Below are 16,970 nucleotides of genomic sequence, written 5' to 3'. Positions count from 1 at the left end.
TTTACTCTCCGGGGCCCGGTTTTGGCCCAGTTGTACCTCGAATAATAACGGCTGGATTTTGTTTTAGTTGGTTACTGACCTTTTCAAGGTTTGCAGCAATAGCATTCAGACGACGTAGCAATGCAAGCGCAGGCGGTATCGTTTGCTGTGAAATTTTATCAATAGCCGTTTTTCCAGACTTCATAGTGCTACTTACACTCTCACTTGCCTGACTAACTTCGTCAGTTAATTTATTCATGCTTTGTTTTAAATCTTTGATGACACTTGGTAGTTGCTTACTTGCTTCAGCCATATTTTTTAAAAAGATATCTGAGTTTTTTAAACTACTAGAAATATGTTGATTTTGCTTTGCAAGTGTCTCGGTAAATGACTCAATATTAGCTAATGATTTTTTTAGATTTGCCGCATTTTCAGTATCTAAAATTTCTTTTATACGGACACTAACACTATTGATATTTTCAGATACATCTTTAATCACGCTATCTAATTGCTTAAATAATGAAGGTTTAGTTGGAATAATAGGATAGGGCTCTTGTGGTAATTTTTCTAAAGGTGTTAAATCAGAAGAATTTGCTGCTAAACCAACATAGGTTGTTCCAGTAATGCCTTGAGAAATTAAGGTTGCTGTAGTGCTTGTGGTAATGGGTGTCCCTTCAACAATATTTAATAATAATTTAACTTCTTGTGGGTCTAGTTTGCTTAGTTCGATTTTAGAAACATTACCTACTTGGACACCATTATATTTAACAGGCGAATCTAAGCTTAAACCATTTACAGCTTCATGAATATAGACCGCATAAATGTTATATCTTTTTTTATCGAGGCCAACTGAAAGCCAGACAGCTGCAATAGCTAATGCACTTGCTAAGATAATAACAGCTAAGCCCACCATGGTGTAATTGGTTTTTGCTTCCAAAAGTTACTCCAATACTAAATTTATAGACTTAAAGTCATTTATCTTTATACAGAACAAACATCAAAAATCAGGTGAAAGGCTCTTTTTAACAGGCCTATGTCTCGTGTTTGTTCACGGGATCCTACAAGAAATCGCAGGACATAGGCTTAAGGTTAAAGGATGTTTACATATTTTGTTCTATACAAAGGTCATTTTATATTAATAAACTAAAATTTAATTTGTTTAAAGATTATTAAAATAATCAGCTATCAATGGATGTTGATTTTCTCTTAATTCCTCAATAGGTGCAACAGATAGCACTTGTCCATCACCGACGAAGGCTACTCTATCAGTTATACGCTTTAATGATTCCAAATCATGACTAATCATAACGACAGTTAAATTTAATACATTACGTAGAAATAAAATCAAATCATCGAATAATCGAGCGCTATGGGGGTCTAACCCCGTAGTAGGCTCATCAAGAAATAAAAGTTCAGGATCCATTGCAATGGCGCGCGCTGCCGCAGCACGTCTTTGCATACCGCCACTTAATTCAGCTGGGAATTTACCGGCTGCTTCTTTAGGCAATCCTACTAAAGCGATTTTAAGCATAGCTAATTCTTCCATAAAATTTACATCTAAAGAAGTAAATTCTTTCATAGGAAACATTACGTTTTCTAAAACAGTTATGGCTGAGAAAAGAGCACTATGTTGAAATAACATTCCCCAACGTTGACGAATTTTAAAGGCTTCATAAGCTGAAAGCGTCGCGAGGTCTTGACCAAATATTTTTAAGGAGCCTGCTGTAGGCTTAAGTAGCATAAGTAAACTTCTTAAAATAGTTGTTTTACCACTACCACTTCCACCAATAATAGCTAAGATTTCCCCTTGTTGTACCGTTAGATTGACATCTGAGTGTACCCATTGGCCACCTAAATAATTTTTAAGACCCTCTATTTCAATAACTGGTTGATTCATTAAACATCCACCCAGCTGTAAAGGACAGAGTATATAGCGTCTGCAACAATAATTAAGAACAAAGCTTGGACAACACTTTTTGTTGTTTGTGTACCAATACTATCAGCATTAGCTTGTACTAAAAACCCCTGATAGCATCCTACCAATGCTGTAATTAAAGCAAATGCTGGTGCTTTATATAAACCTAATAAAAGTTGTTTTACGCCAACCGATTCTTTAAGACGCATTAAAAAATCATAATAGCCAATATTAAGCATCCATTTAGACATAAACATAGAGCCTAGAATACTAAAAAAATCAGACCAAAAAATTAATAAAGGAAATACGATAAGTAAAGCCATGACTTTAGGCATTACCAGTAGCTCCGTAGGTGATAAACCCATAGTTAAAACAGCATCTATTTCTTCATTAATTTTCATACTACCAATTTGAGCGGTAAATGCAGAGCTTGTGCGTCCTGCTACAATAATGGCTGTAATTAAGGGAGCAAATTCGCGGAAAATAGCCATACCTGATAAATAAGCGATAAAAATATTGGCACCATAAGTTTGTAACTGTAAACCCATTTGGTAAGCTAAAACAACGCCAATTAAAAAAGATAAAAGTGCAACAATAGGTAAAGCTTGAATACCACTAGAATCAATATTAGAGACAATACTTGCTAGTCTAAATCGGCGCCATTGCTTTAATGCTTCACCTAATTTGAGCGTGAGATCACCAACAAGTGCAATAAATCCTGTAGCTTGATGTACCTTTTGTATGGCCTCATAACCAGTACGATAAAGAAAATTATGACGTTGGTAAGAGGGAATTTTATAATCTAGTGTGTCTTTTTTATCACTTATTAATTTTAGTAACGCTTCCTGTTGCTCAGAAAAATCAGTTAAAGTTACTGTTTTATTTTTATCTTCTACTTTTTTAATAAACTCATGAAGTGCTAAAGCGCCAGCACTATCAAAAGCTGTAAGGTCGGCGCCACTAATAACAATATTATCGGACTTAAGACTTACCTCTGATGTACTACTACCTAGTTCGTGCAAAGAATTAATTGTCCATGCTCCTTGACATTGATAGCAGTTCTTTTCATCATCAAAGACAAGCTTAGCAGCTGGTTTTACCTTATTCATAATTAAGTTGGCTATGTAAAATAGCCTAGGATAATACGAAATACCTTTTTGCAGCAAAAATATTAATAAAAAGTAGCTAAAAGATTTCTTTCGAAACTGTCAAGCATAAGTTAAGGTCAATAAAAAATGTGAGTATAAAAGTGTAAAAAGCCTTTTAAACCGCTTCATTGACGTCTTTTATTAGCAGATGGTAGTTTCGAAAGAAATCTAATGAGTTAAACGGTGCTTTACTGGAGGTGGCTTTATCATGCAGGAATTTTCCCGTTTTAACCAAATATCTATGTTTTTATGGAATATTGACCCTGGCTACTTTTCTTTAAAGCATGCAGCACGAACAGTTTTTGCAATTTTAATTACTCTACTACTTCTTAATCAGGAAAGTTTTTTAACTAAAGTAATTGGTGGCTTAGTGTGTGGGTTTGCTATGCAGGGAATCGCTGCAAAAACATACTTAGAACGTATTATACAGGTAATTTTATTTAATCTAGTTTATTTTAGTTTGTTTCTTTTAGGTCTATACATACGTGATTTTTATAATTTAAAAAGCCTTACATTAGTTATTTTAGCTTTTAGTGTAAATTATATCCGCCGGTTTGATTTACAAACTAGTTTAGCACCAATGATGATGTGGATGCTTTGTTTTTCAGCCACTATTCTTCCTGTGGATACAAGTAATGCAATAGAGCTTCATTTGCATGGTCTTATTATTGGGTTGCTGGTTTCGGCACTAACGTTATTATTCATTTTTCCCGAAAATCACTCGCAATTATTTATTTATAATTCCAATCGTTTCTTTCATCTATTAGCTTTAGGTATGTTGGATATCGAGCGTTATCTCCTATCTAGAAGTTCTATTCGACCTGTAGAAGAAAAAACATTTAATCAGCTTAAAGATCATTTAAATCAACTTTTAGATATTAATCAGGCGCTTGAACAATATTTATCGGGAAATGAACAAGAAAATAAAGTTAATAATATTTTAATGCATCAATATGCTTTAACGCATGCCTATATGTTAATGATTGAGGCCTATCGTATCCTGAAAATCCATGGTTATCATTTACCTAATACTGTACGCTCAACGTTAGGTTCAATTAATAAAGAGTTCAGTCAATTACTAGACTCTTTAACTATGAGTAAGAACTATTCTATTTCTGGAAATATAAAGCCAGTTTCACTGCAAATTTTAAATGAGTCGTTAAGAGAACAATACTTAACAGAGCCAACGACTATTATGGCTATTTTAAACCTTCAATTAAGCTTTAATCTATTTAATCAACATATTACTCATTTAGGGTGAGCTGGCAATGGAAATTAGGAATACAACTAAGCGAGGATATCAGGCAGCTATTGCTGTTGCGATCGCTGAATTACTTACTTACTGCTTGCAGTTAGAAAGAGGTTATTGGGTAGCAATGACCGCGATGGCTTTAACCGTACAGACTTGGGGCGATAGTTTAAGGCGCTCTTTAGAACGAGTTAGTATGACTATTTTAGGAGGGGGGGTTGGTACAGCATTGTACTGGATAATTCCACCAGACCATACGCTTATTTTATTAATCCTATTAGTGTTTGTTTTCTTTGCTGTTTATTTATTTTCTATCTACCATTTAATAGGTATCTTTGCTTTAACTGGTGTTGTTGTTTTTTTATTCGCCATACTTGGGGAGTGGGACTTAAATCTACTTCGCGATAGAATTTTAGATACGGCCATAGGTGCTGGTATTGCTATTTTAGTAAGTCGATTTTGCTTACCTGTAAAAACAAATATACCAAAAATATTTATTAAGAATATTGAACAAATTCAGATGATTTTAAATTTAACTTTTGAAGAGGAAAAGCATCATCCTATTATAGAAAGTCAACGTTTGTATGCTGATTTTCAGGCATTGCGTAATAATTCACTAACTATTAGTTATGAATTTTTATTTCATCGCATGAATAGAAAAGATTTTTATTTACTTATGACAGAATCTGCTTTTTGTATTAAATATGTCGTAGGGTTAATTGAAGCTTATCGCTGGATTGAACCTTATTTAACACAGGAAGAGCGCAATCACATCAAGTTTTCTCTTGAGGTAACCCAAGCTAATTTAACAACATTAAAGAAGCGCTTAAAGAATGAGGATTATGGTTCTATGTTGCCACCAAATAATTTAATGGAGCAATTTAATAAAGCAATTCGTGATGACCCTAAACGTTTTGCTACTTTAGATCATAAAGCCTTAGGATTCTTTAATTTAATCTATTTTTTTACTCGATTAAACACTCGATTAAATGATATTTATTACTTATTAAGTAAGATAAGATAAACTTAAAGGTATTTCTTAAGTTAACTCAATTATCTAACTTTTTTTAAAAGACAAATAATTATGCTAAAATCTAAACCATTTTTAGAGTTATTAGTACGCTATGCAAGATAATTTCAGTCAATTTGAAAAACGTAAAGAAGATCATATTGAATTAGCATTATTATCCTCTAATCAGGCTTCAGAATTTAATATCTTTGATCAAGTCTCTCTGCAGCATGAAGCACTACCTGATCTTAATTTTAATGATTTATCTATTACAAGCCAGCGATTTGGTCAAGTTGTCAGTAAACCTTTTTTAGTAAGTTCTATGACGGCTGGGCATCGTAGAGCTAAAGCTATTAATCAAACTTTACTTGCAGCCTGTGCTCAAAGCGGCTGGGCAATGGGCGTTGGTTCGCAGCGTCGAGAGTTATTTGATAATGACGCTGCTAATGAATGGCATTCCTTGCGGATTGATTTTCCAGAGGTAGATTTATTTAGTAATTTAGGTATCGCGCAGCTTCTAGAGACCTCTTTAACACAAATAATGAAATTAACTGATGTTTTGCAAGCAAAAGGATTAATTATTCATTGCAATCCATTACAAGAAGTAATTCAACCTGAAGGGACTCCCTTTTTTAAGGGCTGTTGGCAAAAATTAGAGAGGTTAGTTAAGGATTTACCTTTGCCTGTTATTGTCAAAGAAACAGGCTGTGGTTTTTCAATACCTACCTTAAAACGATTAAATGATATTGGTGTGGCCGCGGTTGATGTAAGTGGATTAGGAGGAACTCATTGGGGCCGAATTGAAGGCTGTCGCTCTAGTGGAATGCTACAGGAAAAAGTCGCTACAACCTTTAAAAATTGGGGCATAACCACAGTCAATAGTGTACTAAATGCTACGGCAGTTAGTCCATGCTTTGAAATTTGGGGCTCTGGTGGTGTTCGACATGGCTTAGACGCTGCTAAATTATTTGCATTAGGTGCAACCACCATTGGTTTTGCAAAGCCTATGCTAGAAGCGGCTTTAATTAATACAGACGAAGTTTTTAACCTAATGACTACAATAGAATATGAATTGCAAGTTGCTATGTTTTGTACAGGTAGTTGCGTGATTGCTGATTTAAAGGGGAAGGCATGCCTATAAGCAAACAAGCGGGAAAATTATTCCAGGGTTTTTCGCGTTTAACGCGTGAAGAAAGATTCCAACGACTTATACAGCTAGGCGTTTTAACGGTCGAAGACTTAAATTACTTAAATTGTGGTGGTGTACAAGATACAGTACTTGCCGATAAACTCATTGAAAATGTCATTGGCTATTTTCAACTCCCATTAGGCGTTGCTACTAATTTTTGTATTGATGGTGAAGATTACGTTATTCCGCTTGCTGTTGAAGAAACTTCAATTATTGCCGCGCTCTCTAAAACTGCAAAATGGATTAGACAACAAGGTCAGATTGTTACATGGGTAGAGGGTGAAAATATCTTAGGTCAAATTCAGCTTGCTAAAGTCAAAGATTTTACACGCTTTGCTGCAATGTTCGCTGAAAACAAACAATTTCTAATTGAAAAAGCTAATGAAGATGTCGCTAGCAGTATGGTAAAGCGCGGCGGTGGTGTAACTGATCTTAAGCTTCGCCATTTGATACGTGAGGATGGCGGCGATATGGCTATTATTCATTTAATGATGAATAGCTGTGATGCTATGGGCGCTAATATTATTAATCAAGTTTTAGAATATCTCAAAACACCTATTGAAAATATCACGGGTGAACAAGTCACCATGTGTATTTTATCTAATTTAAATGATCAAAAGCTTACCACGGCGCAAGTTATTATTAATGACGTTGAACCTGAATTAGGTCTGCGTTTACAGGAAGCTTCTTATTTTGCGGAAAAAGATCCTTATCGCGCCACAACTCATAATAAAGGGGTAATGAATGGTATTGATCCTGTCTTAATTGCAACAGGGAATGACTGGCGCGCGGTTGAAGCTGGCGTACATGCGTATGCCGCACGTCATGGCCATTATCAAGCAATTACTCGTTGGCGTTTTAATCAAGGCCAGCTTATCGGTCAGCTAACTGCACCCATCATCGTTGGGACAGTAGGCGGGGTAACGGCGCTACATCCTACAGCTAAATTATGTTTAAAAATGATGGGTATTCAATCAGCTAATCACTTATCAAGAATTATTGCTGCCGTAGGTCTTGTACAGAATTTAGGAGCGTTAAAAGCGTTATGCACTGACGGTATTATTAAAGGCCACATGAAGTTGCATATTGATAATTTATTACTTGTTGCAGGTGCCACTGATCAAGAGATACCTGTTTTAAAAGAGCGGTTACAGCATTTACTATTAGTCAATAAACGAATTAGCTTAGCTAACGCAAATGAACTATTATCTTCTTTACGTCAGGCAAAAGTCGCACAATGAAGTGGCAGATTCCAGCAAAAACCTTTTTAGTTGGTGAGTATGCAGCACTTGTAGAAGGGCCAGCTATTCTTTTAACTACTGAGCCTAATTTTGAATTTTCGCTTAGAAAAAGTAATTCCCTAATTCATCCTAACTCACCAGCAGGAAGGCTTTGGGAACAGTATGGCCGAGCATTAACTGAGATAAGTTGGACTGATCCTTACCAGGGATTAGGTGGCTTAGGCGCTTCAAGTGCGCAATTTATCGGAAGTTATTTAGCTGCTCGTTATTTAAATGAAGAAACTTTAAGCCTTGATGATTTATTAGAAACTTATTATAAGTACGCTTGGAGTGGACAAGGAGTTAGGCCTAGCGGTTATGATGTGTTGGCTCAAGTGCATCATGGTTGTGTCTATATAGATAAGTTAACTCGAGAAGTGCATTGCTATGATTGGATTTTTCAAGATATCTCTTTTATTTTGTTGCATACTGGTAACAAATTAGCTACCCATAGTCATCTACAAGCGGTAGCACTTCCTGATGACCTTAGTATTCTCATAACTATTATAGAACAAGCGAAAGCAGCATTTAGCGACGGTAATAGTAATCAATTAATTATGGCTATTGATGCTTATCAAGAAGCACTTACCCATTTAAATTTTGTTGCACCAACGACTTTAGATTTTATTAAGGGTTTTAAGACAAATCCTGATGTGTTAACCATAAAAGGTTGTGGTGCGTTAGGTATGGATGTTTTACTTCTAATTGTTCCACACGCTAGATTAAATGCTGTAGTTAATTTATTAGTAAAAGAAAAGTGGTCAGTACTTGCCACCAGTGAAAACCTTTATCGTGGTAAAAGTTTATTAGCTAGGAATCAGCTTACGACAACAGCTACTTGTCCATGAATGCAAATTATCCATAATTTACGTTCTTAAATAACTATTTAACATTAGAAATAGGAAATAATTCAGCAAACTACTTGAATTTTTAGCTTAATCCGGTATCATCACATCCTTCTTTGGGCCGTTAGCTCAGGTGGTAGAGCAGAAGGCTTTTAACCTTTGTGTCATAGGTTCGAATCCTATACGGCCCACCATTTTTATGGTTATAAACTCAAAGAAATTAAGATTACCCTTTTTGGGCCGTTAGCTCAGGTGGTAGAGCAGAAGGCTTTTAACCTTTGTGTCATAGGTTCGAATCCTATACGGCCCACCATTTTGATACTAAATTTATCCTATCATTGCGCTCGTAGCTCAGCTGGATAGAGTACTTGGCTTCGAACCAAGGTGTCGGGGGTTCGAGTCCCTCCGAGCGCGCCATTTTTATGTTTTAAATCAATAAGTTATAATTAAACTTGAAAGCTAGAGCACTTGGTTTTTACTTAAATTGTGGCATAAATGTGTCATAAATAGTTTTATCAATAATTTATTAGTTTAAATTTAAGACAGAATATCTTGATTTTTTAGATGGAGTACTTGGTTTTATTTAAGAGATTTGTAGCTAGTATCCTAGATTTTTTTAATGTGTGGACAATCTTATTTTACAAAAGTTCTCATCAAGTCGAGTTTTACTATAAAATTAGATAAGCGTGGTGAGGGCTTAGAAAAGTAATTGAGGGGAAAGGTAAACCTGGGATACAGGCTGCGCCTTCCTCCCAGGCTACACCGGTTTTTTTAGGCGGTTAGGAAAGTTAATCGTTCTAATAAGATTTATCAATTAGTAAATTAACAACTAATCGAATGAGAATATCCTTCTGACTTGGATTACTTTCTGCGACTAATAGAGCAAGTGCTACTAACCCATTTTCATTGAATTTAATCGGCAAATTTTGTGATTTAAGATATAGCAAAAACATAAAGCTGCCAATTCGTTTATTTCCATCAGTAAATGGGTGATCTTTTATGATAAAATATAACAAATGAGCTGCTTTTTCTTCTGGTGTGCTATATAAAGATTCGCCATCAAAGGTTTGTTCGATGTTATTTAATATACTATCTAGTCCGCCATCACGTTCTTTACCAAACAATTCTGTTGCTTCATTACGTGTACCTAACTCCTGCTTTAAAGACTCAATTGCTGATAAAGCTGCTTGATAAGTTAACTTGGATGTCGTTTGTTTGCCTTTTGTTGGTAACTTAAGTTTCCCTTCATCATAAGCTAAAAGTAAATCCCAAGCTTTGGTATAGGCTAAAATTATTTGAATGGCTTCCTGGCCCAGGTCATTAACCAATTCATGGTTGATTAGTGTTTTCTGCAATAATTCAACTGATTGTTGTAACTCGTGAATGCCTTGCTGATTTAAACGTTTCTTATTGTTTGTATAACCGCGAATTAAATGTTCTTTCAATATGTTGCTAGCCCACTTTCTAAATTGAACGCCTTCTTTAGAATTTACCCGGTAGCCAACAGAAATAATGGCATCAAGATTATAGTAATCAACTTGGTATGTTTTACCATCTGAGGCAGTTGTTGCAAATTTTGCAACAACTGAAGTTTTATCTAATTCATTTATTTTAAATATATTACTCAAGTGTCGTGAGATAACTGATTTATCACGTCCAAATAGTTGTACCATTTGATTCAAAGTAAGCCACACAGTTTCGTTAGCCAGGTTAACATCTAATTCAATATGTCCATCTTTAGCTGTATATATTACGACATCCGACACATGCACCTCTTTAGTGTTGATTATTATTGTGCTTAAAATAGGATTCTATCGATAACTTGCCAGAATAGAAAACATAAAAGAGTATATGTGCAAAATTAAACATCTTACCTGCTATAGAGTCTTGTACTGACTGTATGTCCTTGGGCTCGAAGCAGTATCTATCCTTACTATATTGGCATTCTCTTTGCCAATTTTTTCACGAAGTTTTAAAAAAGGTGCTTCTATAAAAGTATAGAGTAACCAACCCGCGACAATGTTAGCAAAAGTTATAATTAGTATCAGGGCGAGACTAGACGCGTCAACTCCAGTATTTGAAAATGCACGGTAGATGAGCACACTGATGGGTTTATGAATCAAATAGATAGCATAAGACCAAGCAGCTAGAGTGGCAGCGCCAGGTATTCTAATTTTATATAAATAAGAGTTTTGGCTAAGCGCTGCAAGGGTTAGCGCAGCAAAGCTAATCCCCAGTAAGGGGTAACCAAGGGCTGTTACAAATAGACTATATTGGAATTTAAGAAACAAGTAAAAAACTGTTCCGCTGCCAATGATCCCAAATAGTAAAATTAAATTACCTTTTTCTGTGATTTTTGCCCATACATCTTTATGAAAATTTCTTTTTTCATTTAAGTCATTCTCAATGAAAAATAAAAGATCTAATTGGCTACGAATTTCTGGTGGATATTTTAAGATACGCTTTTTATTTATTTTTGTTGTCCCATAAAACGCATTATTTATTATAAGTTCTTTTAAAAATTCTGGGGAATGCCATCCTGGATGCTCAAGAGCCTCTTCAACAGTAGCATTAATGTATTCTTCATTTGTATGGGATTGAGTAATTTTTTCTTTTAAATCTTTATCTTTAGCTTTATAAGTATCAGGATATAAAATTTTCTTCACCTGAAAGTTAATATTCTTAAAAAGAATATCCGTTTTACTATCCTGTATTTCTTTTCTAAGCTCATTTTCTTTAAAAAGTATTGCATGCTTTTTCAGAAATTCTTTTACAATCCATAGCTCCTCATTAGAGGAGTCTTTGTTAAGTCTAGCATTTAGATTATCAATCATTAATTTTTTATTTTACTAAATTTTTCGTCCATTGTTTATCCAACGAGCAAATTTTCTTAAGTATAGACAGAATTTTTTGGATAAATTTATTCTATATAGCAATCTTAAAATAATTATTAAGGAGGCTTTTCATTTGGTAATAATCTTTTTCAAGTTTGCTGGATCAGTTAAACTTGAACACACAAGAAACTTGATAAGCCAAAGATGAGTTCTAAAAAGCTATTAACAGATGAGCAGCATTTTTTTTCTGAGATTAGTGAGTTATTGCAAGCTGGGCGTGAGGTAGCTTACTGTTCAGTAAATTCCATCATGGTTAAAACCTATTGGCAAATTGGTAAGCGTATTGTTGAGCAAGAACAAAAGGGTAAAATACGTGCAAATTATGGTGAATTTCTGATTGTAAATTTATCTCGATACTTAACAGATTCTTTTGGAAAAGGCTTTACAGAGGCGAATATACGAAATATTAGGCAGTTCTACTTACGTTTTTCTAATTTTGACCAATTTGCTACGCAGTGCGTAGCGAATCTAAGTTGGACTCATATACGGCTGATTATGCGCTTAGATGATGAAAAAGAAAGATATTACTATCTGCAAGAAGCAAATTCCCAAAATTGGAGTACGCGCTTATTAGAACGTAACATCAAAAGTGGTTATTACCGGTGTTTATTATCTACGCAAGAGCAAGAAAATCCAAGCGCTCAAGATAATAAACAGCATCTTGATTTTATCAAAGATCCCTATGTTTTAGAATTTTTAAATCTTCCTCAAGATTTAAAAGGCCAAGAAAGTTTTTTAGCGTCAAACATTATAGAGCATCTACAAAAATTTCTTTTAGAGCTAGGGAAAGGTTTTTCATTTGTTGCTCGTCAAATGCGAGTGAGTACAGAGACATCTCATTTTTATGTTGATCTGGTCTTTATAATTACCTTTTAAAATGTTTTATTGTTATTGATCTGAAAACTGAAAAACTAACGCATCAGGACATTGGTCAGATGGATATGTATGTGCGTATGTTTGATGATTTAAAACGCGGTGAAGATGATAACCCTACCATTGGTATTATTCTTTGTGCCGATAAAGATGAAACCATGGTTAAATATTCAGTACTTAAAGAGAGTAAACAAATTTTTGCTTCCAAATATAAAACTGTATTACCAACAGAAAAAGAGTTAATCAGCTTTATAGAGCAGGAAAGCTATAAGAATTTATTGTAGCAGATTTGTAACAAAGTGTAGTATATCTGTAGTTGTTTCATGCAGTTCTAAGCAATAATTACCAGAGTTGTTACATCGCAATTTACTGATTTTATTAATATTTGTTATTGTTAACATTGGCTTCGAACCAAGGTGTCGGGGGTTCGAGTCCCTTCGAGTGCGCCATTTTTATCTTTTAAAATTAATGGCTTAATATCAAATCATTCTAAAGTACTTGGCCACCCAGTCTGAGGGATCTTCATCTTTTGCTTCTTTATAGGAAGATCCAACAGGCCGAGTGGCCTAACCTACGCTTGCTATCCATTCTTTATTAGGGGATCTCATTTTTGAATTTATTAACAAATAATGAACAATTTGATTATTTATTAATAAATCCTTAATTTTTATTTGTTAAAATTCCTCTATATTTGATTTTTTATAGATAGTATTCATTTATAGGTAACAGTATGCCAGTAATTAACCTTCCTCCCTTTGATTTTAAATTAAGCCCAGATGAAAATGAAGCCGTACCTAGATGGAAGCGTATCGCACAGAAAACAGGTGGAGCTAATAAGGCAGGTAAATATGGTGGCTTATATACGTTAGCTCCTGCTCCTGAACAAGAAGGTGAGAAGCCTAGCAAATTTTACGTAAAGCAAGATCCTGAAGAGGATAAAAACATTTGTGAAGTATTTGCTAGTCAATTTATGCGTTTTATTGCTGAAGAAATTGGCGAATCTCCTGATTTAATTGCTGATGTCAACTACATTCAAACCCCTGATGATGGAGTTTATATTGCCTCTTATGTATTTGAAGGATATCGCGATTTGTTTAAGGATGCTTATTTAGCTTATCAAACTCCACCTTATGAGGAATTACGTCAAGGTAATACATGGAAGAATGTACCAGATAGTCGCCCTAAATATCTAAATAAAGATCCTAATATTAATAACATAGTAAGAGCAGGGCGATACCAGGGCTTAATTCCTGGACTTGCATTACGTGCCATTGTAGATGATCCAGATGTTCATTATGAAAATATCGGAGCTATAGAAATAAATCCTTCCGTTACAGATGACCTGATTCCTATTTATGAAAATGATACTTTTTCTGGTAAGTGCTATAAAAAAGTTGATGCACCAATTGAAGGCAGCGAAGAAATTGACGGTAAGCATTATATTACTGAAGATAAATCTCAAGAATGGCTTGAGGAGAATGCTGAACATATCAAAGAATTCTATATTAAAAAGGATAATAAATCTTACTTTATTCCAAGTAGTAAGAATACCAGAGCTGTTGGTATTGATTTTGGCGGAGCCTTAGGAGACTTTAGACCGCGAACATTAGACGGAAAAATCCATTATGCTGATAATTTTTTAACTTTAGTGCGCTACCGTCCATCAAGAAACGGTCCGCCAGCCTACCATACAGAGCTCCCCGAGGGCATTAAAGATGGCGATGAGTTCTTCAAAACATTGGCACGTTACGCTATGGTTGACAGGGGTAAAATTAAAGTAAAAATTGACGAGCAGGTCGATAATGCAATTAAATATTATAAGGATAGGCCAGAAGTATTGTCAAGATTTGCTCGAAGAGTTGGCGCAACAGTCCCGCCAAGCTCAAGTGCAAATCCGGATCACATAGCAGAATATCTTAAGAGTCATTTATATGGCTGCTTTATTGCACGTCAAGAGCATGCTAAGAAACTTTTTTTAGATTATTTGTGCAATCTAAACAGTACATCCCGAAACACCTTACTTCGAAGCTATGGGCCAGACAACAATATACCTAAAGATATAGCAATAAAAAATTTAATTAGTGAGTTAAAATCAAAAAATACGGACCTATTTGCTACGCTTGAAGGTATCGAGGCGCTTGATAGTAAAGTTGAGACCAAATATAAACAACACTTTACTGATTTGAAAGATATATTGTATGAACGCATTTTGGATGCTCAATCTAATGACACGATTGCAAAGGAAACACATGAAATCAGAAATATTCTACTTCATACAAAAGATTTCATTAAGGCTCACCAAGACGCCATGGTCATAGTTAAAAATCCAAATAATGACGATAATACTAAATTACGTGCTGCAGAAACATTTGTAGACGCTGCTAAAAAATATGAACGAGCCTGCATTACTCTATCAGGAAAGCAAAAATTTGCTATAGCTGCCTGTTGTGTAGTAGGAACCTTAATTGGTATCTGCTTAGGTGCTTTAGCTGGTTTAGCAATTGGTGCTGTTGCAGGAGGCACTGCAGGTTCAGTTGCACCTGTTATTGGCAATATAATTGGTGCAATTGGTGCAGGTTCTGTTGGTGGAGTTATTGGTGCTATAAAAGGAGCTGGACTTGGCGCAATGATTGGTACTGCTGTAGGTGGCTTTTTATTCGGAAGTAGCTTTGGCTATGGTGCTGCCAAAGTTACACGCTTTGGTATGTTTAATAAAACTGACAAGGAAATAAGTAACTTAACAAAGTCATTAAATGATCAATTAAAAGAAGCGCAAAAACCGCAAAACGATCCAGTAAATGAGATCCTACAATTTTAAAGATATATATTATTTAGATGGGTTAGGGAAGATGAAAGGTGAGAGTAAATGTTGGCCAATAGCCTCAATCTACTTACTTGAGCTTGCAATAAAAAAATTGAGAGGATCTCTGTGAATCACACAATTAATTGAACTTAAAAATTACTATTGTGATATTTTGAACAATTATCTTCTCTCAAAATTTATAAATTGAAAAGAGTAAGTATGTCGAAAAAATTAAAATTCATCGACATATTATGGTATATGTTGACAATATAATAATTTTTAAACATGAGCTAGCCTTGATGAAGCAACATAGCGCAATCAAGTAAATTATTTAATTCAAAACCGAATATAACCAGCCAAGATAATATTTATTTAAAAGTACTAGGTATATTTTAGCTGATTAAAACCTTGATTACGCAACGCTTCATCAAGCCTACGCTTGCTACGTTTGTCATTTCACTTAGGTAGAAGAACTATAAAAGTGATAAAATAAAGTTAAAATTAAACTTAGTATATTGAATGCCGCGTTGCTATTTCAAATGGAATACTTGCTAAATTTTTATTTTTGGCCTCTATCATAATATCAAAATTCCTCCTAAATGTTCCTGCCCAGGCATTGCATGCTTCATTCCACATCATGTCACTATGCTGTCTGAGCTGACTTTTATTGTATCCTTTAGACAGTAGGTCATTTAAATCAGGAAGAACATCGATTGCATGAGAAGTTAATACATGCTCTGGCGACACCGAATAATGGATGACTGGTCGAACACCGCGCCAACTATCTATAACGCGAAGTATCCGATCATCATTGATCTGGATATATTCACCTGTTTTTATCCAGTGGTGATGAATATCTAAAACTAGTGCTAAATCTTTTTCAAGCTCTAAGCTTGCGTCAAGACCCCATGACATTTCATCATTTTCAATGGTAATAGAATTTCTTGCTTCTGGTGATAACCGACCCAAAATTAATTTAATGCCTTCCGGGCCTCGCTTACCAGAAATATGTACATTGCATTTAAAATCCTGAAATGTTTTACCGTATCCCATCCACCTGATTATATTGGCATGGTATTCAAATTCAGCAATGCTGCGCTCAACGACATCGGGTGTAGTACTAGCAAGGACCACAAATTGCCCTGGATGCATACTTAGGCGGACATCTAATTGGCGAGCCAAGTCACCGGCAATACGAAATTTTTCCTCCAGAAAAGTTAAGACATCTACTTGTTGCCAAAAGTATTTAAATTTCGGATGAGTAAATCCAGGTAATTGATCACTACCAATTCGAACCATTCGTTGCTCTGGAACTAAATTCCCCACGTAATTAATAAGATTGTAAAGAGAGCGTGTATTATGAGTGATAATTTCCCATAATTTTTTTTCCACTTCATCTTTGCTTCTCGACTCAAGCCATTTAATAGTAGTCGTTTTTTCCGAAAAATTTTGTTGTATTTTTTTTAAAGTTTTGGCGCTTTGATTTTGATTAAATTCCATGTATTTGCATGCAAATCCTACTCGCTTAAAAACCATTATTCGACACCTTGTGGAATACATTTAATTATGTTTTTCTTGTTCAACATTCTTATCTTTAAAAAACATGAGTAATAAGCCAAGATAAGAGGATACATAACCATGAGAGCACTGTGTACTATATTAAGCTTTTAATTCTATTGAGGGTAGTTTTTTTCGCTAGACACAGCACTTAGGATAATTTACAAAAGATATATATTTTAAGCATTATTGAAATCGACATAACCACCGTGCGATCCATTAATGAGAC

General features: G+C 34.9%; 12 protein-coding genes, 3 tRNA genes and 1 pseudogene. 10 read left to right on the top strand and 6 right to left on the bottom strand.

The genetic code is table 11. The annotated features are described in order from the left end of the window. Nucleotide 1: 1 nt before the first annotated feature. The 3 genes from ACNVED_RS12155 to ACNVED_RS12145 all read right to left on the bottom strand — a co-directional run bounded on the left by ACNVED_RS12155 (nucleotide 2) and on the right by ACNVED_RS12145 (nucleotide 3,003). Nucleotides 2-916, bottom strand: coding sequence for an MlaD family protein (locus ACNVED_RS12155; protein WP_419419278.1), 915 nt, complete (start codon nucleotides 914-916; stop codon nucleotides 2-4). A 222-nt stretch (nucleotides 917-1,138) separates the two neighbouring features. Continuing rightward, a complete protein-coding gene (locus tag ACNVED_RS12150) occupies nucleotides 1,139-1,876 on the bottom strand; it encodes an ABC transporter ATP-binding protein (protein WP_419419277.1) in 738 nt (245 codons plus the stop codon). After that, nucleotides 1,876-3,003: an MlaE family ABC transporter permease gene (locus ACNVED_RS12145; protein ID WP_419419276.1), complete on the bottom strand. Its 1,128-nt coding sequence runs from the start codon at nucleotides 3,001-3,003 to the stop codon at nucleotides 1,876-1,878. Before ACNVED_RS12145 ends, ACNVED_RS12150 begins: the two co-directional genes overlap by 1 nt. A gap of 247 nt (nucleotides 3,004-3,250) precedes the next feature. Between ACNVED_RS12145 and ACNVED_RS12140 the strand changes: the two genes are divergently transcribed. From ACNVED_RS12140 to ACNVED_RS12105, 8 genes are all read left to right on the top strand, one after another. Then, on the top strand, nucleotides 3,251-4,303 hold the full coding sequence (locus ACNVED_RS12140; protein ID WP_419419275.1) for a hypothetical protein: 1,053 nt from the start codon (nucleotides 3,251-3,253) through the stop codon (nucleotides 4,301-4,303). A 7-nt stretch (nucleotides 4,304-4,310) separates the two neighbouring features. Then, nucleotides 4,311-5,315 (top strand): FUSC family protein, encoded by a 1,005-nt coding sequence (locus ACNVED_RS12135; protein ID WP_419419274.1) that lies wholly within the window; start codon nucleotides 4,311-4,313, stop codon nucleotides 5,313-5,315. Between the two features lie 100 nt (nucleotides 5,316-5,415). Continuing rightward, complete coding sequence (gene fni / locus ACNVED_RS12130) at nucleotides 5,416-6,441, top strand: type 2 isopentenyl-diphosphate Delta-isomerase (RefSeq protein WP_419419273.1); 1,026 nt, start codon at nucleotides 5,416-5,418, stop codon at nucleotides 6,439-6,441. Further along, nucleotides 6,432-7,730 (top strand): hydroxymethylglutaryl-CoA reductase, degradative, encoded by a 1,299-nt coding sequence (locus ACNVED_RS12125; protein ID WP_419419272.1) that lies wholly within the window; start codon nucleotides 6,432-6,434, stop codon nucleotides 7,728-7,730. The genes fni and ACNVED_RS12125 overlap by 10 nt, the downstream gene beginning before the upstream one ends. Further along, entirely contained in the window at nucleotides 7,727-8,617 is an 891-nt protein-coding gene (locus tag ACNVED_RS12120) for a hypothetical protein (RefSeq protein WP_419419271.1), read from the top strand. The genes ACNVED_RS12125 and ACNVED_RS12120 overlap by 4 nt, the downstream gene beginning before the upstream one ends. Before the next feature lie 115 nt (nucleotides 8,618-8,732). Beyond that, nucleotides 8,733-8,808: transfer RNA gene (locus ACNVED_RS12115), tRNA-Lys, on the top strand. 43 nt (nucleotides 8,809-8,851) lie between these two features. Then, a tRNA-Lys gene (locus ACNVED_RS12110) sits at nucleotides 8,852-8,927 on the top strand. A 27-nt stretch (nucleotides 8,928-8,954) separates the two neighbouring features. Then, nucleotides 8,955-9,031: transfer RNA gene (locus ACNVED_RS12105), tRNA-Arg, on the top strand. Between the two features lie 380 nt (nucleotides 9,032-9,411). Here the strand turns inward: ACNVED_RS12105 and rhuM are convergent. Then, complete coding sequence (gene rhuM / locus ACNVED_RS12100; protein ID WP_419419270.1) at nucleotides 9,412-10,380, bottom strand: RhuM family protein; 969 nt, start codon at nucleotides 10,378-10,380, stop codon at nucleotides 9,412-9,414. 111 nt (nucleotides 10,381-10,491) lie between these two features. Further along, the gene (locus ACNVED_RS12095; protein ID WP_419419269.1) at nucleotides 10,492-11,448 is read right to left on the bottom strand and encodes a hypothetical protein; all 957 of its coding nucleotides are present in this window, start codon (nucleotides 11,446-11,448) and stop codon (nucleotides 10,492-10,494) included. A gap of 204 nt (nucleotides 11,449-11,652) precedes the next feature. Here ACNVED_RS12095 and ACNVED_RS12090 point away from each other — a divergent pair. Together ACNVED_RS12090 and ACNVED_RS12085 are read left to right on the top strand one after the other, a co-directional pair. Further along, nucleotides 11,653-12,665: pseudogene (locus ACNVED_RS12090) on the top strand (PDDEXK nuclease domain-containing protein). Between the two features lie 446 nt (nucleotides 12,666-13,111). Beyond that, a complete protein-coding gene (locus tag ACNVED_RS12085) occupies nucleotides 13,112-15,199 on the top strand; it encodes a hypothetical protein (RefSeq protein ID WP_419419268.1) in 2,088 nt (695 codons plus the stop codon). Nucleotides 15,200-15,691: 492 nt separating this feature from the next. On the opposite strand, the gene ACNVED_RS12080 is transcribed toward ACNVED_RS12085, so the two are convergent. After that, nucleotides 15,692-16,720: a hypothetical protein gene (locus tag ACNVED_RS12080; RefSeq protein ID WP_419419267.1), complete on the bottom strand. Its 1,029-nt coding sequence runs from the start codon at nucleotides 16,718-16,720 to the stop codon at nucleotides 15,692-15,694. Nucleotides 16,721-16,970: the final 250 nt, after the last annotated feature.

The organism is Legionella sp. D16C41, from assembly GCF_048541585.1.
Lineage (GTDB): Bacteria > Pseudomonadota > Gammaproteobacteria > Legionellales > Legionellaceae > Legionella_C.
The sequence above is the reverse complement of the archived record's forward strand: the minus strand, read 5'-3'. Positions and strand labels throughout refer to the sequence as shown.